This window comes from Ruminobacter sp. RM87 (assembly GCF_000701925.1).
Lineage (GTDB): Bacteria > Pseudomonadota > Gammaproteobacteria > Enterobacterales > Succinivibrionaceae > Ruminobacter > Ruminobacter amylophilus.
In genome coordinates this window covers 1-26,788 of sequence record NZ_JNKD01000002.1, presented here as the reverse complement: position 1 = coordinate 26,788, position 26,788 = coordinate 1, and the positions used below count along the sequence as shown (strand labels likewise).

The 26,788-nt window shown below is 40.3% G+C and carries 23 protein-coding genes and 1 other RNA gene; 4 read left to right on the top strand and 20 right to left on the bottom strand.

Features of this window, described 5'->3' with window-relative positions; all coding sequences use genetic code 11:
• The first annotated feature begins 99 nt into the window (after positions 1-99).
• A complete protein-coding gene (gene argR / locus T489_RS0100885) occupies positions 100-564 on the top strand; it encodes a transcriptional regulator ArgR (RefSeq protein ID WP_031578162.1) in 465 nt (154 codons plus the stop codon).
• A 133-nt stretch (positions 565-697) separates the two neighbouring features.
• Here argR and T489_RS0100880 read toward each other — a convergent pair whose 3' ends face one another.
• The 20 genes from T489_RS0100880 to rsmI all read right to left on the bottom strand — a co-directional run bounded on the left by T489_RS0100880 (position 698) and on the right by rsmI (position 23,738).
• Positions 698-1,036: a P-II family nitrogen regulator gene (locus T489_RS0100880; protein ID WP_031578161.1), complete on the bottom strand. Its 339-nt coding sequence runs from the start codon at positions 1,034-1,036 to the stop codon at positions 698-700.
• A gap of 225 nt (positions 1,037-1,261) precedes the next feature.
• Positions 1,262-3,826 carry a bifunctional aconitate hydratase 2/2-methylisocitrate dehydratase gene (gene acnB, locus T489_RS0100875; protein WP_031578160.1) on the bottom strand — a complete coding sequence of 855 codons (2,565 nt, stop codon included), beginning with the start codon at positions 3,824-3,826 and terminating at the stop codon, positions 1,262-1,264.
• Between the two features lie 334 nt (positions 3,827-4,160).
• Positions 4,161-4,493 (bottom strand): hypothetical protein, encoded by a 333-nt coding sequence (locus tag T489_RS14550; protein ID WP_198020385.1) that lies wholly within the window; start codon positions 4,491-4,493, stop codon positions 4,161-4,163.
• A 131-nt stretch (positions 4,494-4,624) separates the two neighbouring features.
• Complete coding sequence (gene ampD / locus T489_RS0100860) at positions 4,625-5,194, bottom strand: 1,6-anhydro-N-acetylmuramyl-L-alanine amidase AmpD (protein ID WP_031578159.1); 570 nt, start codon at positions 5,192-5,194, stop codon at positions 4,625-4,627.
• Positions 5,195-5,275: 81 nt separating this feature from the next.
• Entirely contained in the window at positions 5,276-6,220 is a 945-nt protein-coding gene (gene lpxC / locus T489_RS0100855; protein ID WP_031578158.1) for a UDP-3-O-acyl-N-acetylglucosamine deacetylase, read from the bottom strand.
• Between the two features lie 315 nt (positions 6,221-6,535).
• The gene (gene ftsZ / locus T489_RS13360) at positions 6,536-7,777 is read right to left on the bottom strand and encodes a cell division protein FtsZ (RefSeq protein ID WP_051621679.1); all 1,242 of its coding nucleotides are present in this window, start codon (positions 7,775-7,777) and stop codon (positions 6,536-6,538) included.
• A gap of 320 nt (positions 7,778-8,097) precedes the next feature.
• A complete protein-coding gene (gene ftsA / locus T489_RS0100845) occupies positions 8,098-9,417 on the bottom strand; it encodes a cell division protein FtsA (protein WP_031578154.1) in 1,320 nt (439 codons plus the stop codon).
• On the bottom strand, positions 9,417-10,199 hold the full coding sequence (locus T489_RS0100840) for a cell division protein FtsQ/DivIB (RefSeq protein WP_031578152.1): 783 nt from the start codon (positions 10,197-10,199) through the stop codon (positions 9,417-9,419). Before T489_RS0100840 ends, ftsA begins: the two co-directional genes overlap by 1 nt.
• Before the next feature lie 2 nt (positions 10,200-10,201).
• Complete coding sequence (gene murC, locus T489_RS0100835; RefSeq protein ID WP_031578151.1) at positions 10,202-11,641, bottom strand: UDP-N-acetylmuramate--L-alanine ligase; 1,440 nt, start codon at positions 11,639-11,641, stop codon at positions 10,202-10,204.
• A gap of 20 nt (positions 11,642-11,661) precedes the next feature.
• The gene (gene murG, locus T489_RS0100830) at positions 11,662-12,750 is read right to left on the bottom strand and encodes an undecaprenyldiphospho-muramoylpentapeptide beta-N-acetylglucosaminyltransferase (protein ID WP_031578150.1); all 1,089 of its coding nucleotides are present in this window, start codon (positions 12,748-12,750) and stop codon (positions 11,662-11,664) included.
• A 12-nt stretch (positions 12,751-12,762) separates the two neighbouring features.
• On the bottom strand, positions 12,763-14,007 hold the full coding sequence (locus T489_RS0100825; protein WP_051621677.1) for an FtsW/RodA/SpoVE family cell cycle protein: 1,245 nt from the start codon (positions 14,005-14,007) through the stop codon (positions 12,763-12,765).
• The gene (gene murD, locus T489_RS0100820; protein ID WP_031578148.1) at positions 14,008-15,309 is read right to left on the bottom strand and encodes a UDP-N-acetylmuramoyl-L-alanine--D-glutamate ligase; all 1,302 of its coding nucleotides are present in this window, start codon (positions 15,307-15,309) and stop codon (positions 14,008-14,010) included.
• Positions 15,310-15,322: 13 nt separating this feature from the next.
• Positions 15,323-16,417, bottom strand: a complete 1,095-nt coding sequence (mraY, locus tag T489_RS0100815; RefSeq protein WP_031578147.1) for a phospho-N-acetylmuramoyl-pentapeptide-transferase — start codon at positions 16,415-16,417, stop codon at positions 15,323-15,325.
• Entirely contained in the window at positions 16,411-17,790 is a 1,380-nt protein-coding gene (gene murF, locus T489_RS0100810; protein WP_031578145.1) for a UDP-N-acetylmuramoyl-tripeptide--D-alanyl-D-alanine ligase, read from the bottom strand. The genes mraY and murF overlap by 7 nt, the downstream gene beginning before the upstream one ends.
• Complete coding sequence (locus tag T489_RS0100805; protein WP_051621676.1) at positions 17,790-19,253, bottom strand: UDP-N-acetylmuramoyl-L-alanyl-D-glutamate--2,6-diaminopimelate ligase; 1,464 nt, start codon at positions 19,251-19,253, stop codon at positions 17,790-17,792. The genes murF and T489_RS0100805 overlap by 1 nt, the downstream gene beginning before the upstream one ends.
• Before the next feature lie 9 nt (positions 19,254-19,262).
• Positions 19,263-21,062, bottom strand: coding sequence for a peptidoglycan D,D-transpeptidase FtsI family protein (locus tag T489_RS0100800; RefSeq protein WP_051621674.1), 1,800 nt, complete (start codon positions 21,060-21,062; stop codon positions 19,263-19,265).
• On the bottom strand, positions 21,059-21,418 hold the full coding sequence (locus T489_RS0100795) for a cell division protein FtsL (protein WP_031578142.1): 360 nt from the start codon (positions 21,416-21,418) through the stop codon (positions 21,059-21,061). The genes T489_RS0100800 and T489_RS0100795 overlap by 4 nt, the downstream gene beginning before the upstream one ends.
• On the bottom strand, positions 21,408-22,349 hold the full coding sequence (gene rsmH / locus T489_RS0100790) for a 16S rRNA (cytosine(1402)-N(4))-methyltransferase RsmH (RefSeq protein ID WP_031578141.1): 942 nt from the start codon (positions 22,347-22,349) through the stop codon (positions 21,408-21,410). The genes T489_RS0100795 and rsmH overlap by 11 nt, the downstream gene beginning before the upstream one ends.
• 73 nt (positions 22,350-22,422) lie before the next feature.
• An RNA gene (rnpB, locus tag T489_RS13985) (RNase P RNA component class A) lies at positions 22,423-22,791 on the bottom strand.
• Between the two features lie 92 nt (positions 22,792-22,883).
• Positions 22,884-23,738 carry a 16S rRNA (cytidine(1402)-2'-O)-methyltransferase gene (rsmI, locus tag T489_RS0100780; RefSeq protein ID WP_031578140.1) on the bottom strand — a complete coding sequence of 285 codons (855 nt, stop codon included), beginning with the start codon at positions 23,736-23,738 and terminating at the stop codon, positions 22,884-22,886.
• A gap of 85 nt (positions 23,739-23,823) precedes the next feature.
• On the opposite strand from rsmI, the gene T489_RS0100775 reads away from it, so the two are divergent.
• The 3 genes from T489_RS0100775 to T489_RS13355 all read left to right on the top strand — a co-directional run.
• Positions 23,824-25,560, top strand: coding sequence for a penicillin-binding protein activator (locus tag T489_RS0100775; RefSeq protein WP_031578139.1), 1,737 nt, complete (start codon positions 23,824-23,826; stop codon positions 25,558-25,560).
• 3 nt (positions 25,561-25,563) lie between these two features.
• Positions 25,564-26,181: a phosphoheptose isomerase family protein gene (locus T489_RS0100770; protein WP_031578138.1), complete on the top strand. Its 618-nt coding sequence runs from the start codon at positions 25,564-25,566 to the stop codon at positions 26,179-26,181.
• Between the two features lie 403 nt (positions 26,182-26,584).
• Positions 26,585-26,788, top strand: a 204-nt coding sequence (locus T489_RS13355; RefSeq protein WP_037318363.1) for a hypothetical protein, incomplete at its 3' end; no start/stop codon positions are given.

Genomic DNA, 26,788 nt, shown 5'->3' with positions numbered 1-26,788 from the left:
TTTCCTTTACATCTATAAAAAATTATGCAAATAAAGTGCATAATTATGCATTTTCGTTCTATTCCTGTTATAATTCGACAGATATCTGAGGTAATGAAAATGGAAGATCTAAACAATCAAGACTCTTTAGAAAGAGTTTTTCTTGAATTACTCGGGGCTGAATGCTACAGCTCTCAAACCGAGATTGCGGATGCTTTGCTTGCCAAAGGGTTCTCTAACATGAATCAGTCAAAAGTATCCAGAATGCTTACCAAATTCGGAGCAGTACGCAGACGTAATGCCAAAATGGTTATGGTTTACTGTCTTCCTTTGGAAACAGGCATTCCAACCATAGACAAGACCATCAAATCACTTGTTTTAGACATTGCGCATAACAACAACATCATTGTCATTCATACAAGTCCCGGAAGCGCTCAGATGATTGCCAGAATGCTAGATTCTGTAAGAAAGGCAGAAGGTATTCTCGGTACCATTGCAGGAGATGACACAATATTTGTAACACCAAAAATTGATGTTGATATTGTGGATCTCTATGAAAGCATCAGGGATTTATTTGAAAACTGACATATTAGTTTCCATTTTCATCTGTTAAACAAAAATGCATCCTATAAATCTAAAATGCATAAAAGTTTAAAAAAGTCCTGTATTCAATACAGGACAAATGAATGTGAATAAAAACCGAATTAGCTAATAACTGCTAGAGAGCGTCATCATCCGTTTCACCGGTTCTGATTCTGACTACATGTTCACAGTTATACACAAAAATCTTTCCGTCACCGATCTTGCCTGTCTTGGCGGCTTTTACAATACTCTCCACCACCTCTTCACAGATCTCATCCTTGACAACAACCTCCAGCAAGGCCTTAGGAAGAAAATCAACCTGATATTCAGCCCCTCTGTATAGTTCTGTATGTCCCTTCTGACGACCAAAGCCCTTCACTTCAGTAACTGTCATACCTTCAATTCCAAGTTCAGAAACAGCTTCTCTGACATCGTCCAATTTAAATGGCTTAATAATAGCGCTTATAAGTTTCATGGTTCACTCCTCACCAAAAATACACCCTAATATTCATTCAAAGAACGTGCCATAATTCAAGCTCACAAAAAGCGATTAAACTTGTAAATACAGTCACTAACTTTTAAATATGTGCACAATAAATAAAGAAACGCCCCAAACATGTGCATAACGATCGGCAGATTAACAAAAAAGGGCTGTTTCCTCCATGGAAACAGCCCTTGTCCAGAATACCCCTATTTCAGATTAGGCAGTATACTCAGGCATTTCATTAAATTTCAGGTATGAGTATACCTTGTCCTTCTTACCGTCAAGAGCCTTAACACCTTCAAGGTATTCTTCCTTGGTCGGGATTCTTCCTAAAACAGAAGCAACTGTTGCCAATTCTGCTGAAGCAAGATAAACATTAGCTCCCTGTCCCAGACGATTAGGGAAGTTGCGGGTTGAAGTTGAAATAACAGTAGCATTATCAGCCACACGAGCCTGATTTCCCATACATAATGAACAACCAGGTATTTCACAACGAGTACCAACCTTTCCAAATACACTGTAAAGACCTTCATGAATGATTTCAGCACGATCCATCTTGGTAGGAGGAGCTATCCAAAGCTTTACAGGTAACTGATTCTTGCACTTTTCCAGAATGGTAGCCGCAGCTCTGTAGTGACCAATGTTAGTCATACATGAACCGATAAATACTTCATCAATCTGCTTTCCAGCAACATCGCTTAAAGTTCTCGCATCATCAGGATCATTAGGAGCGCAGAGAATTGGTTCCTTGATCTCATCCATATTGATTTCAATTACAGCTGCGTATTCAGCATCATCGTCAGCCTTTAACAGCTCAGGATTTGCCAGCCAGGCTTCCATTGCCTTAACACGCTTTGCAAGAGTGTCCTTGCTCTGATAGCCTTCCTTGATCATCCAATTAAGCAGAGTGATATTAGACTTAATGTATTCAATTAGAGGTTCTTTGTTCAGAGCTACAGTACAGCCTGCAGCAGATCTTTCAGCAGACGCATCAGCAAGTTCAAATGCCTGTTCAACCTTAAGATCTGGCAAGCCCTGAATTTCAAGAATTCTGCCTGAGAAAATATTCTTCTTTCCCTTCTTCTCTACGGTAAGAAGTCCCATTTCAATGGCTTTAAGAGGAATGGCATGAACAAGATCTCTTAAAGTAATACCAGGCTGCATTGTTCCCTTGAATTTAACCAGAACTGATTCAGGCATATCAAGAGGCATAACGCCGGTTGCAGCGGCAAAAGCAACAAGACCTGAACCAGCAGGGAATGAAACACCCATTGGGAATCTGGTATGAGAATCGCCACCTGTACCAACAGTATCAGGAAGAACCATTCTGTTTAACCAGCTGTGAATTACGCCATCACCCGGTCTTAATGCAACACCGCCTCTTTCCTCTATAAACTTAGGTAAAGTATCATGGGTAACAACATCAACAGGCTTTGGATATGCTGCAGTATGACAGAATGACTGCATTACAAGATCTGCACTGAAATTAAGACATGCCAAATCCTTGAGTTCATCTCTTGTCATAGGACCGGTAGTGTCCTGAGAACCTACAGTAGTCATCTTTGGTTCGCAGTAACTGCCTGGTCTTACACCGGCAACACCGCATGCTCTACCAACAATCTTCTGTGCAAGAGTATATCCCTTGCCATTATCTTCTACTTCCTTAGGCATTACAAACACATCACTAGGACCAAGGTTCAGATATTTTCTTGCCTTAGCAGTCAAGCCACGACCAATGATGAGAGGAATACGTCCACCGGCTCTCACTTCGTCAAGCAGCACCTGAGTCTTTAAAGAGAAGGTTGATAACACTTTAGAATCATTATGAGCGGTAACCTTACCTTCATAAGGGTAAACATCGATAACATCACCTGTATTCATTGATGTTACGTCCATTTCAACAGGTAATGCACCTGCGTCTTCCATTGTATTAAAGAAGATAGGAGCAATCTTGCCACCAAAAACAAAACCACCGGCACGCTTGTTAGGCACAAAAGGAATATCATTACCCATGAACCACAGTACACTGTTGGTTGCACTCTTTCTTGAAGAACCTGTACCAACAACATCCCCAACATATACTAAAGGATATCCCTTTTCTCTTAAGCTGTTGATTGATGATACAGGGCCTGTAACCCCATCTTCATCCGGAGTAATACCAGGACGGGCATTCTTCAACATAGCCATAGCATGAAGAGGAATATCAGGTCTGCTCCATGCATCTGGTGCAGGAGACAGATCGTCGGTATTGGTTTCACCAGGAACCTTGAACACTGTCAGTGTAACTTTCTCTGCAAGCTGTGGACGAGAAGTAAACCATTCTGCATCAGCCCATGACTTAATAACAGCCTTTGCATATTCATTGCCTTTATCAGCTAAAGAAGCAACCTGATCAAAAGCATCAAAAATCAGTAAGGTATGTGATAACGCCTTAGCAGCAGTAGGAGCAAGTTCTTCAAATTCTAAAAAGTTAATCAATGAAGCGACATTATATCCACCCTGCATGGTTCCAAGAAGCTCAACAGCTCTTACAGCTGAAATCAGAGGACTCTTAAGAGCACCTACAGCCACATTAGTTAAAAAATCAGCTTTAACCTTGGCAGCTTCGTCTACCCCAGGAGGAATTCTGTTCTCAAGAAGAGAAACAAGTTCTTCTTCTGAGCCTGCTGGAGGATTCTGAAGAAGAGTTACAACTTCAGCTACTTCATCGACGGTTAATGGCTTTGGAACCACACCAATTTTGGCACGTTCTTCAACCTTAGCATGATATGAATCTAACACTATGTGCTCCTTAAATATAAGCCTGAACTAAAGAGAATTTACTTAAACCATGCATTCCTTGCCTTCCGCGCGGAATCTTTTTAAACATTTCATCAGATATTTAAGCTCATCAAAATAACAATCAGTAATTTAAATCATGATGCGTAAATATCAACATGGCAAAAAATCAAGTTTTCCAATGCTTGATTATAAAATAAAACACCGAAAAATTACATAACGAAAATTTTTCTCATTATATTTGATTTCACTCATATGTGGATATTTATCTAATCATTTATGAAATAAATAAAAAAAATCGGAAGTTTTACTTCCGATTTTCTCAAGAACGCATTTGTTAGCGATGGTGTCCGTGAGGATTAGGTCCAAAGTAGGAATGATGAGGATTTGGACCATAATACGGCTCATAATAACCATGATGATGGTGATGATGAGGTGGTGGAGGAGGCATGTGATGATGGTGATGATGAAATCCTGGCCCCACCGGAACCGGAGCTATAACTATTGGTCTAGGCCCATAAACAGGAGGAGGTGGTGGTGGATAATCAGGTCCAACATAAATACCTGCTCCGCCTCCACCAACAGATACGGACACCTGAGCATTAGCCACACCGGTCATGCCTATCAAGACAAAGCATGAAAGCAGCAACATACGAGCAAACTTTAACATAATACCCCCTTTCCGGTTAATCCGGATTGAGAAAATAATAACAATGTTTTATTACTTATAATTGTAATCAAAAAACAGAGAAATCATATTACAAATCTGTTTTTAAATATTACAAGATGTTACAGGCTTTATTACCTTGTCAGTGAATCAATAAATCTCTTCCAGTCAAAAGCCTGTCCCGGATCTGTTTTTCTGTCCGGAGCGACGTGTTCATGTCCTACGATTCTGTCAACTGTGATTTTCGGATATGAATTCATAAGAACTTTGGTAACCTGTTCAAGACTTAAATACTGTTCATCTGTGTATGGTATATCGTCAGCTCCTTCAAGTTCTATACCTACAGCAAAATCATTGCAGGCGTTTCTTCCATTAAAACATGACTTGCCGGCATGCCAGGCTCTTTCAAGAAATGATACAAACTGAACCACTTCCCCCGTTCTTTTTATATACAGGTGAGAACTAACTTCCAGATCTTTAATCGTTTCAAAGTAAGGATCATCTTCTACAGGCAGCTGTCCCGTAAAAAATTTCTCAACATACTCTCCACCGAATTTTTTTGGCGGCAATGAAATATTGTGAATAACCAGAAGACTGATCTCATTGTCAGGTCTGGCATTAAAATTTCTGGAAGGGATTTTTTTTGCGGAACTCAACCATCCATCAGTAATAATTGGAATTCCGTTTACGAGACTGGACACCATTACCAGTTTCCTTATTTTATATGAAAATTAAAATTCATTTACCATAAAAAAAATCTGCCTGCCGGCAGATTTTTTAAGGTTTTAAGCTATTACAGCGTCCGTGTCATGAACATGAACCTCTTCAATGAATCTGTTCTGTTCAAGCCCCTGCTTGCCATCTTCAATTGTTATCAGGTTATAAGCTGTCGCATCAGCTAAAAGCGCTCTTAACAACATATTATTAAGGTGATGACCTGTTTTATATGCCTTGAACTCACCAACAATGCTCTGAGCAGACATATAAAGGTCTCCTATAGCATCAAGCATTTTATGCTTAACAAACTCATTTGGATAGCGCAGGCCTTCAGGATTCATCACATGGAAATCGTCCATTACCACAGCATTATCAAGACTTCCGCCTAAAGCAAGGTTATGCGCATGCATGAATTCAACATCCTTCATAAAACAGAAAGTTCTTGCACGACTAACATCACTTAAGAAACGATCTCCATTAAAATCAAGCTTATAGTGCTGCATGGACTTATCCATTGCAGGATGATTAAAATCAATCTGAAGATCCAGTTTAAAACCCGCCTTGGTAGGACATAACTCTGCCCACTTATCATCAAGTTCAACTCTGACCTTTTTCAGAACCTTAATGAATTTCTTTGGAGCAGAAAGGATTTCAATACCTGCACTTTCTAGCAGGTATATGAATGGCTGAGCTGAACCATCCATCACAGGTAATTCAGGTGCATTGACTTCAATGTAAAGATTATCAATACCTGTTGCACTTAAAGCAGCACTCAGATGTTCGATAGTTGCAACACGTGCACCGTCATCACTGATTATCGCTGTGCATAACTCAGTATCTCTTACCATTTCGGCAGAGGTTTTCATGTAAACCTTTGGACTAAGGTCAGAACGAACATATACAATACCAGTATTCGCAGGTGCAGGTTTAAAAGTCATCGAAACTTTCTTGCCTGAATGCAAACCAATACCGGAAGCAGAAACTTCCTTTTTGATTGTACGCTGTCTAATCATCATAATCTACGGCTCTTAATTTAATTGAACATCAGGGATATTAGTTATAAACGCACCCTATCAACTATGACAATAATTATCTAAAAAAATTTCAATAGATAACCACCGTCTAAACAAAGATGTGATGAACATCAACTGACATCATTATATCAAAAAAATCTCAGGCATTCATATTTTCATCAAAAATTCAGCTAATATTTCATAATTAACCAACTTTTTTTCTACTTGATTTGCTTAATTATTAACCAATCATAAAAAAAGGGAGAACCGCATCTCCCTTTGTATATCAATCTACATCAGAAATAATATTTCAAATTAGTTTGATTTTTTTGTCAGCCATGCTGGTAATTCACATGAACTGTCAGAAGTATCATTCTTAGAAACCTTAGATACATCATTCAATACATCATCCTGACCAGAAAAATCTGAATTCTGATTGAGAGATGAATTTAAGAACATGCTTGATAAACCGGTATTTTCACCATTATCTCCGCCTGTTCCCAAAGATTTGGCAAGAATGTTATTAATATTTTCTGAAGCAGGTTTATCCACTTCTGTCAAACCGGCCAGTACAATGGTCACATGTACTGCATCAGGTTTCATGTTAGGATTAATTACGCAACCGAACTTGGTATCTGAATCCTCTGTACCGTAACTTGTCTGAAGAAGAGAACCAAGTTTATTGTACTTATCCAGACCCAGCTCTTCGTTCATTGTAATATTGACGATAATACCGCGGGCTCTGCAGTTTGAGAAGTCTTCAAGCAACGGACAGTTGACAGCATTCATAATTGCCTGTTCAACAGCATCTTCACCCTCACCTTCACCCATGCCGATAAGAGCAGTACCTGAACGTAACAGCATGGTTCTGATATCATTGAAATCGAGATTCTGAAGGCCACACTTTTCAATCACATCAGCAATACCCTGAACAGCTCTCTTTAATACGTTGTTACACTCCTGGAAAGCACGAACCAAAGAAATATTCTTAGGGAGGTACTTTAACAGCTTATCGTTAGGAATAACAATCAGAGCATCAACTTCTTCTCTTAACTTTTCAATACCCTGTTCTGCCTTGATTAACTGTTTTTTACCTTCAAATGAGAACGGCTTTGTAACAATAGCTACAGTCAGTGCACCGAGTTCCTTGCGGGCAACATTTGCAATAACAGGTGACGCACCTGTACCAGTACCGCCACCCATACCAGCAGTAATAAACACGATATCACACTTACCGATATTTTCACGAAGAACTTCTCTGCTTTCCTCCGCAGCATTTCTACCAATTTCAGGGTTTGATCCGGAACCTAAACCGCGAGTTGTATTCACGCCAATCTGAATTCTGTTCTTGGCAGTGTTTGAATTCAGAGCCTGCAAATCAGTATTCACAACCAGAAAATCGACATTGGCAACTTCTTCATTAATCATATGCTGTACGGTGTTACCGCCACCGCCACCAACACCAATTACCTTGATTACAGCCTTGCCATTGTCGGCAGGTACGTATTCATTCTCGATATCAGCAGATGCATCTGCCGCGTGTAAAATATCAGTCATTTTAAAACACAACTCCAAACATGATTTGGTGCTCACAAATCATAAACTTAACCGTAAAGCTTTACAGAACCTGATGAGAAGAACAGATACTGAATCAAAACTCACCAGACTATTAAATTTTGCGTTAATACATAATGCAAATAACAACAATAGACAATCCTTTTGCAATGTGTACACAATTGCATGATAACTATATATCAGAAAGTAAAGTTATTATCTACTATATTTTATTTAAAATAAGTGCATGATCCCACTGAAGCCCATGCGCATAGAATTATTAGTCGGATCACACAAAAGAAAGAGTGAACCAACATGGAATCCTACATGTTTCCATTCCACCACTCTGTTATTTTCTGTTTCAGATTTCCAATCATTCCACTCTGCTCTCTCGCTTTTTTGTGACTTTCAAGAATCTCACTAAAACGAATAAGACCAAGAGAAGCACAACCGGAATATGGGTTTATGGCATCACTGAGTCCTTCAATCTTTTCTTTATCTACCTGATGAATTCTAATTTTCTTGGCATACGCACCAAGTCCATTTTTGGTAAATATCTTTGAAACACATTCATCAAGACACTTTATCTCTGCACCGCCACCTGTTATAACGAAACCAGCACCTAATGATAATTCACCATTTGACACATTAACTTCGTTTAAAGTAGTCAGCACCTTCATAATAAGCTGGCTGTATCCGGCCTCAATAGATTCCGCCAGATCTCCCTGATTTATTGATCTTACCTGAGCCTGACCATTCTTGTCCATGCGAATACATTTGTTTGTAATACAGTTATTGGAAATTGCAAAACCATAATCGCATTTTAATTTTTCTGCCGTTCTTTCACTTAATCCGTAAGTAACGGCAATATTCTGAGTAATCTTATCGGCTCCATACGGACAGGATCCTACGTATATGCAGTGTCCCTGATCAAAAATAGTAATCCCGGTACTGCTCTTACCTATATCAAGCACACATACACCAAACTTCTTTTCTGTATCGGTCGTTGCCACATATGCAGTTGCCTGTCCGCTAAATACAAATTCAGGAGCATACTCCGTCTCTATACAGCATAAAGATCTTCTTATGTTGTCTAAAAAAGAAGTCTGTGCATACACCTGATGAATAAACGATCTCAACTGACCTCCCGTCATGTCAAGAGGGTCTTCAACTCTTTCGTTAGAATCTACCTGATAATAATTAGGAATTGCCGTTATCAGTTCATAGTCCTTAATTTTCAGAGAATTGGCTACATCATTGGCCCTTGCGATATCATCTTCCGTAATTGGACCACGACGAAGTTCACACGATCCGGTGTTGTTCTTGTAAGTGATAAAACGTCCTGGTACAGACACAAAAACTCTTGGATTATTAATCTTTGGCAGAGTGTTTTCGTCATAGGATCTAGTTACAGTATTATGCGACATATTGTAGGCAATTGAGATATTCTCTTTCAATTTATCCATGCTGACAATGCCATCAGCATTCATGCCCGTTGTTTTGCATTTACCGTAGCCAATAATTTTAATACTGTCATCATCATACAGGATTGCGCTGCAAACTTTAATTTCACTGGTTCCCAAATCAATGGATACTATGTAATCCTGTGTAGTGATTTTATTTAATTCGTTGGCTGCCATCATTACTGTCCGCTTATGTCTTTCCACTTAACTGCAATACCGGTATCATATCGCAAGTCAACATATTCTATAGTATTTTTATTTTCAATATGTGGATACGCTTCTATAAAATTATTCAATCTCCACATAAACACATTGTTCTGATCAGTTGTAAATCCGATATCATCGTTATTCCCGAGTATCAGCCTTACACCGTCAGAAAGCCTCAGACTCCAAATATTGTTATCATTTATACCAAGTTCATAAACATGATAACCTGCTCTTTCCAAGAATATATTAACATCACAATACATCTCATAAACTGAACGAGCCAATTTTTCCGGACCGAACAATGCTGGGCTTTCTTTTAAGAGATTCGTATTCTTAGGATGAATCACACTCCAGTCAGCCACTAAAATACCATCATTGTATAGAGCCAGTGGCTTGTGTTCAGTAATATTGAGAGTAAGAATATCAGGTAACTTCTTCTGCATGGTAACCCGGTTTATCCAAGGCATTGTCTCCATATATGAACGCATCTGAAACAAGTCCATGGTATACAGATTGTGGCTTTCCGGATTTGCCATAAAAAATTCTTCAACATCCTGCTTGGTCATGTAATTCAGATCTCCCTTGATCTGAATCTGCCTGACAGGGATACCGTCAACATCAGTCATGACGGTATACACCTTTTTTATAAAACAAAAATCAAAAACAAGCACAGCAATAAAAAACAGCACCCCGAGAATATATGATCCTCTGGTTACTCCTGAATATTTTTGCTGCACGTTTTTATTTCTGGCCACAGTTACTTTCTTTCCTTCATTTTGGCAATATCAAGCTTATATTCAGCAAGTACCTTTGCCAGCTTGCCAACATTACCTGCTCCCTGAGTAAGCAGAATATCACCATCTTTAATAACATCAGCGACGGTTTGAGGAACTTCATCAGCTGAAGATACAAAATAAGGTTCTACTCTCCCCCTTAATCTTATGGAGCGACATAATGAGCGCCCGTCAGCACCTACAATAGGATCTTCTCCAGCTGGATAAACGTCAAGCAGAATCAGTTCATCCACAAGTCCAAGAACATCAATAAAATCTTCAAAACAGTCACGGGTTCTTGTATATCTGTGCGGTTGGAAAATCATTACCAAACGGCGATCTGGCCATCCTGCACGTACGGCATTGATGGTTGCTCTAACTTCACTTGGATGATGTCCATAATCATCTACAAGCATTACCTTTCCGTTGCCTGTTTCAAATTCACCATACTGTTCAAATCTTCTGCCCACCCCCTGGAATGACCCTAGGGCATCGATAATTGACTTGTCATCAATCTCGCTTTCTGTTGCCACAGCAATAGCTGCTGCTGCATTGAGAGCCATATGGAATCCCGGAATTGTAAGTTTAATATCAAGAACGGAGCCGTCCTTTCTCTTAACCTTGAAAGTTGAACTGTCAGTATGTTGCTTAAAATCAAAAACTCTTACATCACTGTCTTCCCTGGCGCCATATGTTATTACGCTTCTGCCGATCTGAGGAAGAAGTTCTCTGATCACAGGGTCATCGTTACATACAACGGCAACTCCGTAAAAAGGAAGATTATGTAAGAATTCAATAAAAGTTGCTTTTAATTTGGCAAAATCTCCACCATATGTATCCATATGGTCTTCTTCAATGTTTGTAACTACAGACATCATAGGCTGAAGATGCAGGAAAGATGCATCTGATTCGTCAGCTTCTGCTATAAGGTAACGCCCGGTACCTAGTCTGGCATTAACACCGGCACTGTTTAAAAGTCCGCCTATAACAAAAGTAGGATCCCGCCCTGCTTGAGCATATATACTTGAGATAAGACTTGTAGTTGTTGTTTTTCCATGGGTTCCGGCAACGGCAATACCAAAACGATATCTCATAAGTTCAGCAAGCATTTCAGCTCTGCGTACAACAGGAATTCTTAACTCAATTGCTCTGATCCATTCCGGATTGTTTTTTTTGATTGCACTTGAAATAACTACAACACTTGCATGTTCAACATTCTTACTGTCATGTCCGATAAAAACCTTAATACCCTTGCTTTCAAGATGCTTGGTAGTACTGCTCGCCATAATATCCGAGCCGGTAACTTCATAACCTTCATTAGCCAATACTTCAGCAATACCATTCATACCGGCACCACCGATGCCGACAAAATGGATACGATGAACCTTATGCATTTGAGGGACTTCAAAATCTGTTTTTGCCATAAATACTCCGAATTAATATTTTATGAAGCCTTATCAGCTAATTCCATACACACCTTCGCCGCAGCCTCGGTGGCATCCAGTTTGGCCATACTGCCCGCAATTCTGCTCACTTCACTGATTTTACCACGATTATCAGACCAGTCCTTGAGTATGTCAGCCAATTTCTCAGATGTCAGCTGTGACTGAGGCATACACACAGCTCCGCCATTATCAGACAGATACCTTGCATTTTTGGTCTGGTGGTCATCTACGGCAGTTGGAAGGGGGACAAAAATGGCAGGCATTCCAGCTGCAGACACCTCAGCAAGGGTTAAAGCACCAGCACGACATATAATCACGTCATTTGCAGAATATGCAGAAGCCATATCGGAAATAAAATCACATACAGTAAAATTTTCAACCTCAAGACTTCTGTATACCGCATCCACACCAGAACTGTTCCCTTTACCTGTCTGGTGAGTAATATGTATTCTCGCTCCATTCTTATTGGCTAATGCAACAGCTTTAGGAACTAGATCGTTAAGAGCCTTAGCTCCAAGACTACCGCCTATTACCAGAACGTTTAAATTTTCATGATTAAAATCTTTTGGTAATCTGCCGTTTAAAGCCACAACTTCCGCACGCACGGGATTACCGATATACTCGACTTTTTTTCCAGAAATAGCACCTGGAAAACCTAAAAGCACTTTATCAGCTATTTTTGATAAAATTCTGTTTGTTATTCCCGGAGAAGCGTTCTGTTCATGAAGAACCAATGGTATTCCACATAACTTTGCGGCAATTCCACCTGGGCCTGAAGCATATCCTCCCATACCCAGAACAACATCAGGCTTAAACTTTCTGATAACCTTAAGTGCTTCAAAAACAGCTCTCAGAATGGTAAACGGCGCTCCAAGCTTCCTTAACAAGCCGTTTCTTCTTAAACCGCTGATCTTGATAAATTCAATTTTAAAACCATGTGCAGGTACAAGATCTGCTTCCATCCTTTCTTTGGTTCCCAACCAAAGCACTTCGAAATTATGCTTTTCAGAAAGTTCCTTTGCCACTGCAAGTCCGGGAAAGACATGTCCCCCCGTTCCACCGGCCATAACAAGAATCTTTTTCATCATTTAGTCCTATGTTTAAACGTTCTGTGCACCATCTTTGTTTTCAGCACGAACGCGTTTATTAACCTGCTTATATCTAATCTGTGCCTTTCGTATTCTGTTGACATAACTTAATTTTCGTTCATAGCTGATTCTTAATAGAATACATACTGCTATAACCGAAGAAATAAGGCTGGTACCACCATAACTGATAAAAGGCATTGTCAGACCCTTGGTAGGAAACAGGGCACAGATTACCCCCATATTGATAATACACTGAACACCAAACCAGGTAGCTATGCCTATTGCACAGAATCCCTGAAAATAATTGCAGTCAGTTTTTGATCTCAGGGCTTCGAATCCCATAAAGAAACTTCTTACTATCAACATTAGTTCAAGTGCAAAAATAACCAGAACCGATATAAATCCGCATTCTTCACTGACAATGGACATAATAAAATCAGTATGCGGTTCAGGTATATAACTTAGTTTGATTTCACTATTACCTAACCCCTGTCCCCACAGTCCGCCTTTAGCGATGGCAATCAAAGACATACTCAACTGGAAACCTGTACCTGTTCTAGTCACAAAAGGATCCTGAAAACTTACTATTTTCCCCATTCGATACGGATCCTGTATCAGCCACAGAACGCCGAGCAGTCCAAGGATACAAACCGGAAATATATACTTCCACTGCATCCCAGAAATAAAAAGAATAACCCCGAGAATGATGGCAATAATCACCATTGTTCCCATATCTCTCTGGAGATACAGAATTGCCACAAACAGTAAAAAAGGAATAGATATCAGCAGATTGCACTTAAAGCGCCTAATTTCATCGTAATGCCGATGAATATAGCCTGAAACAAAAAGAATTAGAGCCAGCTTCATGAACTCGGAAGGCTGAATATTACAGAACCCCAGCGACAACCAACGCTTGGCTCCATTTATATCTCGCCCTACAAACACGACCAGAAGACTCAGTACTATGACCAGGCTCACTATCTTAAATCTTCCCAACTCATACCATTGTTTTGTGCTGACATTAAGCAGCATCATATACAGAACAAAAGATCCAAAACAGAATCCCAGCTGTTTCAACAGATAATGGGAATCAGTGCCAAACTTGTCAACACTTACATAGATGGAAGAAGAATAGATTGCGATCAGACCGATAACTGTCAGTATAGCCGGCAAAACGATATACCAGGTATCAAACATGACCCCGTTTAACCTGTATTTTTTGTCACTGTTTCCAAGTAATCTGGCCCAGAAGCTCATTTAAAGCATCCTTACCTTTTCGGCAAAAACATCACCACGTTCTTCAAAACTCTTGAACTGATCTAGACTTGCACATGCAGGAGCAAGAAGAACAACATCTCCAGGTTTTGCAATTTCATTATGCGCAATTTCAATAGCTTCAACCATACTATCAGTCAATCTTGTCTGATCACCAAGAGTTGCAAGCATAGCACCATCACGACCAAAACAAAGCATATATGCGATTTCTTTCCCGAGCATATTCTTGATAGGAGTAAAGTCCTGCCCCTTACCTAACCCGCCGGCAAGAAGAATAATACGTCCCTTAACACCATCCTTAAGCCCAGCTACGGCAGCTAAAGTAGACCCTACATTAGTTGCTTTGGAATCATTGTAATAACGAACACCTTCAAGTTCACGAACAAGCTGACAGCGATGAGGAAGACCTGTAAAGCTGCGTAATACTTTCAGCTGAGCATCCCTACTGATACCTAAAGTATCTGCAAGCGCCATAGCTGCCAATGCATTGAGCTCATTATGAAGACCTGTTATACCCAATTCAGTGTTTCTGATTAAAGGAACCCCGTCCACACTTAACCAGACTTCACCATCCTTAATAACACGTCCGTAGTCTTTATCATCACAGCCAAAGCTGGAAAAATATTCTCCTGACGGAGGAACTGTTGCCTTATCTTCGCGACTTACAATAATTTTATCGGCATTCTTGAAAATTCTCTGCTTTGCTTCAAGATAAAGCTGCATACTGCCTTCATATCTGTCAAGATGATCTTCACTTAAATTAAGAATAACAGCACCGGCTAGCTTCAGACTGGAAGTTGTTTCGAGCTCAAAACTTGAGAGTTCAAGTACATAGGCATCTACATCATCAGCGATAACATCAAGAGCGGGAATACCTATATTTCCGCCCATACCACATTTCTTGCCGTCAGCTTCGACCATCAGAGCAGTTAATGTGGTTACTGTACTTTTACCGTTTGAACCGGTAATACCAACTGTAGGAGCCTTAGCATATCTGGCAAAAAGCTCAATATCACCGATAATTTCCGCCCCACACTCTCTGGCTTTAACCAGAGCAGGTAATTTTAAAGACAGCCCCGGACCTACAATCAGACAGTCAAAGCCGCCTAATTTATCTCCGTCAAGAGCTCCTTTAAACAAAGAAACTCTCTTATCGAGATCTGCTTCGCCTGCCGGCTTTTCACGACTGTCAAAAACAACAGGAACAACCCCATGAGCCAACAGAAAATTCACGGTTGAAAGACCACTCTTTCCCAAACCAACAACAGCAACAGACTTAGCCATTATCCTTTAATCCTTAACGCAGTTTTAATGTTACTAAACCAATCAATACCAATACAAAGGTAATAATCCAGAAACGGACAATTACGCGTGGTTCCGGCCAACCGCTCTTTTCAAAGTGATGATGGATTGGAGCCATCTTAAAAATACGCTTACCATGTCTTAATTTGTATGAACCGACCTGCAGAATTACACTAATGGTTTCGATAACAAATATACCGCCCATTACGAATAACAGGATTTCTTCTCTGATAACTACAGAGATAACACCTAAAACAGCTCCGAGAGATAGAGAACCGACATCCCCCATAAACACCTGAGCAGGATAAGTATTAAACCAAAGGAAGCCCAGACCGGCCCCTATAATTGAAGTACATACCAGACTGCATTCTGCGGCATGCGGCAGATATGGAATAAACAGGTAATTGGCATATTCGGCATTACTTGTGAGATAAGCAACAATTCCCAGACCGGCTGCAACAAGTATTGTACAGGTTATGGCCAGACCATCCAGACCGTCAGTAAGATTTACGGCATTTGATGAACCAACAATAACGAAGTATACAAAAGGAATAAACAGGAATCCGAGATTAGGCATGCAGTCCTTAATAAATGGTAATACAAGCTGTGTTTCCGCAGGACTCTTACTAACAGAATACAGGGTGACACCGATTATAATAGCAACTACTGACTGCCAGAAATACTTGTACTTGGCAATTAATCCGTTAGGATTTTTTCTGACAATCTTAAGGTAGTCATCAGCAAAACCTATCAGTGCATGACTTACCAAAGCAAACAAAACAATCCACACATGGATGTTGTCGAGCTTACACCACAGAAGCATTGACAGAACAATCACTCCGATAATCATGATACCGCCCATGGTCGGCGTACCGCGCTTACTGAAATGACTTTCAGGACCGTCATTGCGGACAACCTGACCAAAATGAAGCAACTGAAGTTTTCTGATCATATATGGTCCGATCATCAATGACAAACACAACGCTGTAATTAAAGAACATATAGCTCTTACACTGATATAATTTACAACTCTCAGAGCTCCCAGCCCCTGAAAGTTGTTGGCCAGATAATCAGCCAGCATTACTAACATTTACTACCTCCGCATAATGCTCTGATATAGTCAACAATCTTTTCCATATGCATGAAATGAGCTCCTTTAACAGCTACAGTAGAAGAACTGTTGCTTTTTAGGAAATCATTTATAAAATTCTGCAGTTCATCTTTGCTGTTAAAATGAATCCCTTTATTACCAAAGGAAGCAGATGCCTCTTTAGCTAAATCACCTACAGTCAGGAAATAATCTATTTTTCCTAGGGCGTACTCACCAACTGAAGAATGAAGAGATTTAGCACCTTCTCCGAGTTCACCCATATCACCGAATACAAAAATCTTTTTCCCCGGAAATAATGACAGCGTATCTATTGAAGCTTTCACGGCATTCACTGAAGCATTGTAAGCATCATCTATCAATGTGACACTGCCATACTTTTCAACAAAAAGACGTCCCTTACACGGAGCGACAGATGATAATCCCTTTACGACATTTTCAAGTTTAGCCCCAACAAATGAACTAAGAGCCGCGGCGCACAATGCATTTGCCACATTATGCCTGCCTGGAATGCCAAGATTTATTTCTGCTTTACCTAACGGGGAGTTCAACTCAAATGAAAAACACCCGTTCTGCTGCAAAGTCACTTTTTCAGCTCTGAAATCTGCATCAGATTTTCCTTCAGCGGAAAAAGAAACAAGCTTAAGCCGGTTGCCATACTCTGCAGACCATTTGGAATAATACTCATTGTCAGCATTTACAACGCCCCGACCGCCATGGCCTAAAGCATAGTCAAGAATTTCACTCTTTGCTCTGTAAACTCCGTCCAGACTGCCAAAACCTTCAAGATGAGCACTGCCAACATTATTTATCGCAACAGCATCCGGCTCTGCAAGATTAACGATATAGTTAATTTCTCCAGGGTGGTTGGCACCAAGCTCTATTACAGCATATTCTGTATCCTTTGAAATCTGCAACAGGGAAAGAGGTACACCTACCGCATTATTGAAATTTCCCTGAGTCGCAACTGTGCTCCCCATGGTTTTAAGTATTGCCGTTGTCATTTCCTTAACTGAAGTCTTGCCACAGGTACCTGTCATACTGACCACTTTTGCCTGACTCATGCGACGATTTAATTTACCTACAAGTCCTAAGGCTTTAGCGGTATCGCCAACAATAATCTGTGGAACACTGACATCACATCTATGATCAACCACTACGGCTTTTGCACCTGATTCTGCTATATCACTGATAAAAGAATGCGCATCAAAACGTTCACCCTTCAACGCAATGAATAAAGCCCCCCTGACGTCCTTGCGGGAATCAGTCTCAACTCTTTCAACAACTTCATCCGGAGACCCGGTAAGTTCACCTTCTAAAAAATCCGCAATAAGTTTCAGTTTCAAAGGAATCATTATCTGTCAACTCCAACTAACTCCATGGCAACCTCACGATCACTGTAATGATGTTTGGTTTTTCCTATAATCTGATAATCCTCATGCCCCTTGCCTGCGACAAGCAATACGTCATTCCCGCTGGAATTTCTGAACGCATCTTCTATGGCCTCTCGACGATCCTGAATAACTTTGTAATTTGTGTAAATATTTCGTACACCATCTATCATCATTCTTATAATTTCATCAGGATTTTCAGTACGAGGATTGTCATTGGTGAAAATCACATGATCCGCATTCCTGCAGGCAATCTCTGCCATAACAGGTCTTTTACCGGTATCTCTGTCTCCACCACATCCGCATATGCAGGTTATTTTGCCAAAACGGTGCTCTCTTACTGCATTGATTGCCTTTTCCAAGCCATCAGGTGTATGAGCATAGTCAACAATTATCATTGGAGTATGTTCAGTTTTAAAACATTCCATTCGCCCGTTTACAGCTCTCAATACATGAGCGGTTTCGGCCAGTTCATTAAGAGAATACCCGTGCACCAGCATGATTCCCAATGCGCAAAGAACATTTTCAGCATTAAACGAACCTATAAGCGGTACAGTTAATTCAGCTTTTCCAAAAGAACCATCAACTTGAATTTTTATACCATGTGGCAGATATTCGATATTTTCAGCAAAAATAACTCTGTCACCTTCAATTCTGTCTGTGCTGTAGGCCAGCGCTCCAGGTAATTTTGAAAGGAACTGTCTGCCAACCGTGTCATGAGCATTTATCACGCACATATCAGACGGAACCGACCTGAACAGTTCAAACTTTGTTGCGGCATAATTTTCCATCGTTTTGTGAAAATCAAGATGATCGCGACTTAAATTGGTAAAAGCACAGATTTTAAATTTTAATTCACTGGTCCGTTTAAGTGCTATACCATGTGATGAAACTTCCATTGCTACTGCAGAGGCCCCATCATTTTTCATTTCGTATAAGGTTTTTTCCAGATCCAGAGCAGCAAGTGTTGTATTTGCACAAGGCTTTAAATCAGGATAAAAACCTGTTCCAAGTGTTCCAAGAATTCCGGTTTTTACCTTCAGTTCATTCAACCAAGCTGCAACAAGGTGTGTAGTTGTACTTTTACCATTAGTGCCAGTAACACCTATTAAATCAAGATCCTTCGAAGGACAATTGTAGAAGACAGAAGCAATAACAGACTGTTTTTCGGAAAGCTCCCTTACCCCGAAACACGGTACACCTACTGCAGGAGGCACAAAATCATCACCAGAATCTTCATAAATTACTGCGGCAGCCCCTTTTTCAACAGCTTGACCAATTGTTGTTCTGGCATCAAAGTTCAAACCTTTCAGGGCAATAAACAACGAACCGTCAGTTACACGACGGTTGTCACTGCATAAAGCAGACAAATTAACGTCAGGTGCCTGTATATTCAAGGCCTCAGCAATTCTTTTTAAACTTATCATCAGAATCCCTTAATTCTTTTTCTGCTTGCTTCTCAATATTCTGTCTTTATCTTTAATGGTTTTCATACTTCCATCGGGATTAAGATCATCAGGCGGAATATTGTAAAGTTCCAGAGTCTTCTGCATTACTTCTGAGAAAACAGGACCGGCTACCACACCACCGTAAAACTTACCTGCATGAGGTTCATTGATTATAACCGCCATAGCAAAACGGGGATTACTCATCGGGGCAATTCCTACAAAGGACCCCATGTAGTATTTACCGTAACCGCCGCTTTCAGCAACCTTTGCTGTGCCTGTTTTTCCACCAATACGATACCCCGGAACGCGAGCCAGAGACCCGGTACCTCCACCTTCAACAACCGATTCAAGAGCATCAAGCATTCTTTTTGTTTCTGCTTCATTGAGTACTCTTGTTCCTACAGGAGGAGTGTCAACCTTAATAATGGACAAAGGCTTTCTGATACCCTTGTTGGCAAAAATACTGTATGCCTGAGCAATCTGCAGAGGCGTAGCACGGAGTCGATAACCATAGCCCATTGTCGCACGTTCAATATCACTTATTCTTGTTTTGTTAGTTATCTTCGGCAATGAGCCCGCACTTTCACCTACAAGATTAAGGTTTGTTTTTTTGCCATAACCAAAAATACTTAATGTACTTATTATCTCTGAAGCTTTCATCTCAAGAGCCACATGTGCCATAGCTGTGTTGGACGAAAACTTTATGACTTCACTAAGAGTACCGCTGTTCATTGCATGGCTGTCGGTTATTCTTTTTCCGTTAACCAAAAAAGGACGGCAGTCAATTACCCTGCGCCAATCAATCCGGTTATGAGCTAAAGCGCCCATGGCAATCAATGGTTTTGTAGTTGAACCAGGTTCATAGGAATCAGTGACAGCTCTGTTTCTTGCACGACGTGACTCATAATTATCCCTGTTGTTAGGGTTGTAGGAAGGAGAATTAACCATGGCAAGGATTTCACCTGTCCACGCATCAATAAGCACCAGACTTCCAGAAGTGGCCTGATTAATTTCTACTGCGTACTTAAGGGCGGTATATGCTTTGAACTGAATACGTTCATCTATACTCAGGTACAGATCTTCCGCTTTCTTTTCTTCCTTGTATGTACCTATATATTCAATAATGTTATTCTTATTATCTTTTTTGATACGTCTCTGACCAGGTATTGAAAGCAGGTAATCATTGTATTGTTTTTCAATACCTTCAGTACCAATACCGTCAACATTAGTAATACCTACCAACTGGGCATTAACCTCGGCAGTAGGGTAATATCTATGCAGAATCTTTGATTGGCTCACACCAGGAATTCCCATCTCTTTTATCTGAGCGGCAACAAACGATTCAACTTCCTTGGCTAAAAGAATTTCGCCTTTATTGCTTGCATATACCTTGTCATGCAAGGTCTGATACGGCATTCCTACAAGCGTGGCAAGAACCTTTAGCTGTTCATCCAGCTCTTTTTTTGGTTTTTTGGATTCATGAAAACTTCTACGATAAAGAGAAATGGAATGCTTCGGAACACTGCTTGCGAGTTCGACCCCGTTTCTGTCTAAAATTCTCCCTCTGTGGACATCGTCCTGCTGCGTACGCACAATTAAATCATCGCCCTTCGAAATCAGCCAGTCAGGGCTGTAGACCATCAGATAATAGATTCTAAGACAGATACAGATAATGAGAAAGAAAAAAAATCCCCAAAGAAAATAAACACGCTTTGATGATATATTCAACGACATATCACCTTCGCCTTTCAGGTATTTTTTTAACTTCTGTTTTAATTCTGATTTCATTTGAAGTTACCGCCTGAATTTCTTACATCGATAACTTTCTTGTTTTCCACGGTTGGATCCGACATATGGAGTTTTTCTTTTGCCAAAGCTTTAACGTGAGAATATTCAGTTAAAGTCTGTCTCTCCAGACGCAGATGCTGATATTCCTGAACTATCTTATCCTGAAGCTTTAGCTCCTGATTCATCTTCGTTGTATTTTTTCGAGTATCCTGAACTCTGGAAACAAGAATAAAACTAGCTAGAAGAATAAGCCCAAGACAGGCTATGAAGTATGTATTGTTCCTGAAAAAACTAATCACATGTCTGCATAATCCATCATCCTCTTCCGACAATGAATTGTTATAGTTATACTCCACTTCCCCACCTCCGGGCTACTCTGAGAACAGCACTGCGCGAACGAGGATTAACACTAACCTCCTCGTCAGAAGGATAAATCGCCTTACCGACAGTTTTAAATGTTCTAGTCTTGAGAATTTCATCTTCTGATACAGGCAAGCCTCTTGGCGGCTGAATACCTTTCTCAGCACGACGCATGAAATTCTTTACCAGTCTGTCCTCAAGAGAATGGAAACTAATTACAGAAAGCAGGCCTCCTGTTCCAAGTAATCTCTTTGAGTTTTCCAAGGCCTTCTCGACCTGATCGAGTTCACTGTTAACTAAAATTCTTATAGCCTGAAAACTTCTGGTTGCAGGATGCTTTCCTTTTTCCTTTATTGGTATTACTCTGGCAATCATGCTGCTTAATTGACGGGTGGTTGTAAAAGGAGTCTCCACTCTGTCATGAACGATTGCGGCAGCAATTTTTCTTGCAAAGCGCTCTTCACCGAAATCATGCAGAACCCGAGCAATCTCGTCCGCACCAGCAGAATTCACCCATTCAGCCGCACTGACTCCTTCAGATGGATCCATTCTCATATCAAGAGGTCCGTCATTCATGAAACTGAAACCACGTTCAGGATCATCAAGCTGAGGAGATGAAACACCAAGATCCAGTAACATGCCATCTATCTGACCAACGACGCCAGAAGGTTCAAGCAGAGAAAGAGCATCCGCAAAACAGCCATGAATAATTGTAAAACGTGAATCTTTAATATCCTGAGCGGCTTTAACGGCTTCAGGATCTCTGTCTATTGCAAAGAGCCTTCCATCGGGACCGAGTCTGGATAAAATTTCACGTGAATGTCCCCCCCTGCCAAAAGTACAATCCAAGTATGTACCGTTAGGTTTTATTTCTAAAGCGTCAACTGCTTCTTTCAGCAGGACTGTAACATGCTTATAACCGTTCATAATTAGACAGTTTACGTATACAACAAGGGGTTAAACAACAAATATTTGAAGGAAAAAGAGATCTTTGAATTGATCAGTGAGTTGGTCTATAAGCCGGGTTCTGTACTGATTTCTCAGTGGTGATCATTCCTCTAGACCGGCAATTGCTCACCGGTTCAAGCGACCAACCCGCCCCTTACGCGGGCAACGTCAATGAGGCCTATTTGGTCTTGCTCCGGGTGGAGTTTACCTTGCCATGTACTGTCACCAGCCATGCGGTGCGCTCTTACCGCACCATTTCACCCTTACCGATAAACGGCGGTATACTTTCTGTTGCACTTGTCGTGGACTTTCATCCCCTAGACGTTATCTAGCACCCTGCCCTGCGGAGCCCGGACTTTCCTCCCCTTTATGCGTCTGTCTTTCAACACAACCATAAAGCAGCGATCACCCGACCAACTCGCCGTGATTATATCATATATATTTTTAACTTTATACTTTATGTGTTAAAAGAAAGTTACACCTGTGAAAAGAAAACGGTATTCACACATACATTTACTCAGTTTTACTCTGATTCAGCAGATAATCGTACAAATCGTTTTTACGCAAATCATACATCTGAGCCACAAGTGAACAGACTTTTTTAGGAGGAAGTTCACCTGAAAGGATGTCAATTAATTTTTTGGCATCTGAAGGGATTGCATTATCATTTTCTTTTTTTCTGTATGGAGCGAGTACAATTACCATCTCCCCCTTCTGAACATTCGGATCCTTTTCAAGTTCCTCAGCCAGGTGGTTACAGGTCGTGTAATATTTGGTTTCAAAAGTTTTTGTAAGTTCACGAGCTACCATTACCTTGCGATCACCGAATACTGCCCCCAGAGCTTTGGCCGTATCAAAAATACGGCGGGGAGCCTCATAGAAAATCATGGTTCTTTCTTCCTCTAAAAGACTTCTCAGCTTATCATGCAAAGCTTTTTCCTTTACAGGGAGAAAACCCTCAAAACTGAATCTGTCACTAGGCATTCCGGAAGAGCAGAGCGCAGTTATGGCTGCACACGCCCCAGGAAGCGGATATACCATAATTCCTTTATTGACACATGCAGCCACCAGATGATATCCGGGATCAGAAACCATTGGGGTACCCGCATCTGAAATAAGAGCGACAGAATTACCCTCTTCGATAATTGCTGTTATTTTATCAGCCTTCTCAGTTTCGTTGTGGTCATGAAAACTAATTAGTTTTGGTGATTTCACGCCAATGCTTTCTAGCAAAGGTAGCGAGTGTCTTGTATCTTCAGCACATATCACATCAGCTTTTTTCAGGACGTCACAGGCTCTGAATGTAATGTCATCCATGTTTCCGATAGGAGTTGGAACGATATAAAGCGCATTCTGCAATTCAAGCATATTTTAATAACCTTGTACTACTTATCCACAAGCAAAACGTGTATAATAACAAACAGTAATAGTTGTCAATTTTGAGAATTCACAAATGTTCACAAAACATAAGCATTTTAAATTATCTTCAGTTTTTTATACACTGTTATTTTTATCCACACTTAACGCATGTAGCGTACTTTCCGGACACGATTCAAAACTTAAACCTGAGCCTTTTGCCGCCATGGAACACGACTCATCATGGTATTCTTCACAATTGAGCGCATCCGTACCGGAATACAACTATGACTGGCAGATTCTGCTTGCCAGAGCATATTCCAACGAAGGGAATACTGGTGCAGCTTCAGAAGTTCTCAGCCAGATGAGAGAATCCGCCATCACTCCTCTTCAGGGGAATATTGCAGACATCATTGAAGCTCAAATCAAATCAAAATCCGGTAATTACAAAGCAGCTGCAAATCTGTTAAATTCAGTTAACGTCATGTCTTTACCAAAAGACGTAGCAAATTATTACTACTCACTTTCAGCAAGAGTAAATGAGGCGAACGGTAAATATCTTGATGCCGGTCTTAATTACCTTAACCTTGCGGATTCAATCAGCAATAACGACAAATCAGAAATCTACGAAAGAGCTTCCTCTGCACTCTCAAAGGCGGCTCCTAAAGATTTGATGAATGCTTTCAGACAGTCAAAAGCAAATGGAGACGATCTGACCTGCGGATTTATTGAATATGCACTTATCAGCAAAAATCAGAGTGCGAAATCAAAAGAAAGACTGTTGAAGTCCTTTGAAGAAAAATACCCTGATCACCCGGTATTAAGCAAAAAAGCCACCCAACATGAAACCGCTTCAAATGAAAAGGCATTCGGAAACAATATTGGCAACGGAGATACAATCGCAGTATTCCTTCCACTTACCGGCCCGTACGCAAAAATCATCGGCAACCCAGTGAAAATAGGTATACTCAGCTCATACAGAGACAGAGGCATCAGCGTTAATCTGAAGTTCTATGATACCGCCGCTTCTTCAATTCCTGTTCTGTACAACCAGGCTCTGAACGATAAAGCCAAGGTTATTATCGGGCCAATAATTAAAGAACAGGTAAATGAATTACTCGCACAGCGCCCTGCCGTGCCGGTCATTGCTCTTAATCAGGGTAACTCTCAACCAAACGTATCCAACGTATACTACCTTACTTTGGCTCCTGAAAATGACATGTTCAATGCCTCACTTGAAATGCAGAGAGATCGCATTCAGTCACCAGTAATCATCGCACCAAGAAATGAAAGAGGCGACAGAATGGCCAACTCACTTAACAGTTACTGGAGTACTGCTAACAATAAAGGTATCAGTCTTTGTTATTATGAAGATATGAACACCATCGAAAATACAGTTAAAGGCTGCTTAAACAGTTATAGAGCATATGATGGCGTATATATCTATGGAACCCCTCTTGAAACTTCCAAAATTAAGGACAGCGCCCGAGCATACATCGGTGATAGTGCAACCTACTATGCTGGTGCCAAGAGTAACGATGGTCTTACTCAGTCAGCTATAGCAACCAGTCTGAACGGCATCAAGTTGGGTGACCAGCCTTGGATGTTGAAAGACAGTGGAGCAAAACAAAGAATTCAGGAAATTCTTCCTAAAGCTAATGGTGACACTTTAAGAAGTTTTGCCATAGGCTATGACTCACTCAATCTTGCACTCCATTTACATGATTTAACAGCAAATCATCAGCAGTCTATCAGAGGACTTAGTGGTGATATCAGTATATCTGAAAACGGCAAGTTAAAGCGTATCATTACCTGGATTAAAGTAGGAAATTAACAAGTGACTGATAATATTCAACAATATCTTGAGAACACTATTAACAAATGTCTGGAAGACACCATGACAGCAGTAACAAGTGTGCCTCAGGAAGCTTTAGAGAATATGGAAACAGCTGTCGCTGCAATGAGTTTAAGCCTTCCAAACAACAAAATAATTTGTTTGGGAAGTCCTTTGTGCCGACCACTTTGTTCTATTTTTTCCCAGGTCCTTAACGGCAATCTCATGTATGCAAACCAGAAAATTAACGCAATTGTTCTTAACAATGATGCTGGGCAGATGAGTCATTTATATCCTAATTTAGGAATAGAAGAATCATTAAGAGTTCAGTTTGAAAGTGTTGCAAAAATGAATGATTGCCTGTTAATCATATCTGAGAATGCCAACGAAAGCCAGAATCTTATCAGTCTTATACAAAGTGCTCATGAATGCCAAATTCAAATTATAGTAATATCACACATTCATGATAACGTTATGAAGGATATTGTGACAGAAGATGACATTCAGATTGTACTGAACACTCAGAATACCGCAAACTTTACTGAAGTTGCATTGGTGATTCTGAATGCTTTCAATGTATTTCTCAGTGAAATAGATAATCAGACAGACTCTTCGTACTAGTGTCATAAAAACACATTCTAACAATTGTAGCGCCCCGGTTAGTTAGATAAAACTTACCGGGGTATTTTTATAAAGTTTACAGTCGAAATGGAAAAGAACATTAGGTACAACACAGTTTACCGTTCCACTCTCAACCCCAACGATATATCAGATTTCATATTGCAACAGAAAAACATTACCTATCGCGTTTACGACAAAATAATAAAAGAGAGTCTGATGAATATGAATAAAAATTAAGAACTTAAGAAAACCTTAATGGAATATATCTATATATTACCCATTCTTTGAATATCTAGTTACATTATCAAAAATAATTTATTAGGAAGTCCAAAAAATAAGAGACTTCCTTTATTTTTTATGTTATTATAGTTACATACTAACGTGTAACTATATAGGTACAATTATGGTTGTTGATACTCCCGAACTTCCTCCTCTGCTTTTCAATAGAAATGGTAAATATACTTATGTCTGTTCTTATGAGAACGCATGGGATCCTGTACGTCACATGTCTGTCAGAGTCAAGGGCAAAACCGTTACCGTTGGTAAGATTATTGGCGGTAACCTAACCGGTACTATCGAATGGACTGAGGATTTCTTGAATCAGTAT

Coding starts and splice junctions, on each gene's coding strand:
- argR (WP_031578162.1), top strand. CDS start 100: ATGGAAGATCTAAACAATCAAGACTCTTTAGAAAGAGTTTTTCTTGAA.
- T489_RS0100880 (WP_031578161.1), bottom strand. CDS start 1,036: ATGAAACTTATAAGCGCTATTATTAAGCCATTTAAATTGGACGATGTC.
- T489_RS14550 (WP_198020385.1), bottom strand. CDS start 4,493: ATGTTAAAGTTTGCTCGTATGTTGCTGCTTTCATGCTTTGTCTTGATA.
- ampD (WP_031578159.1), bottom strand. CDS start 5,194: ATGGTGTCCAGTCTCGTAAACGGAATTCCAATTATTACTGATGGATGG.
- lpxC (WP_031578158.1), bottom strand. CDS start 6,220: ATGATTAGACAGCGTACAATCAAAAAGGAAGTTTCTGCTTCCGGTATT.
- ftsZ (WP_051621679.1), bottom strand. CDS start 7,777: ATGACTGATATTTTACACGCGGCAGATGCATCTGCTGATATCGAGAAT.
- ftsA (WP_031578154.1), bottom strand. CDS start 9,417: ATGATGGCAGCCAACGAATTAAATAAAATCACTACACAGGATTACATA.
- murC (WP_031578151.1), bottom strand. CDS start 11,641: ATGGCAAAAACAGATTTTGAAGTCCCTCAAATGCATAAGGTTCATCGT.
- murG (WP_031578150.1), bottom strand. CDS start 12,750: ATGATGAAAAAGATTCTTGTTATGGCCGGTGGAACGGGGGGACATGTC.
- T489_RS0100825 (WP_051621677.1), bottom strand. CDS start 14,007: ATGAGCTTCTGGGCCAGATTACTTGGAAACAGTGACAAAAAATACAGG.
- murD (WP_031578148.1), bottom strand. CDS start 15,309: ATGGCTAAGTCTGTTGCTGTTGTTGGTTTGGGAAAGAGTGGTCTTTCA.
- mraY (WP_031578147.1), bottom strand. CDS start 16,417: ATGTTAGTAATGCTGGCTGATTATCTGGCCAACAACTTTCAGGGGCTG.
- murF (WP_031578145.1), bottom strand. CDS start 17,790: ATGATTCCTTTGAAACTGAAACTTATTGCGGATTTTTTAGAAGGTGAA.
- T489_RS0100805 (WP_051621676.1), bottom strand. CDS start 19,253: ATGATAAGTTTAAAAAGAATTGCTGAGGCCTTGAATATACAGGCACCT.
- T489_RS0100800 (WP_051621674.1), bottom strand. CDS start 21,062: ATGAAATCAGAATTAAAACAGAAGTTAAAAAAATACCTGAAAGGCGAA.
- rsmH (WP_031578141.1), bottom strand. CDS start 22,349: ATGAACGGTTATAAGCATGTTACAGTCCTGCTGAAAGAAGCAGTTGAC.
- rsmI (WP_031578140.1), bottom strand. CDS start 23,738: ATGCTTGAATTGCAGAATGCGCTTTATATCGTTCCAACTCCTATCGGA.
- T489_RS0100775 (WP_031578139.1), top strand. CDS start 23,824: ATGTTCACAAAACATAAGCATTTTAAATTATCTTCAGTTTTTTATACA.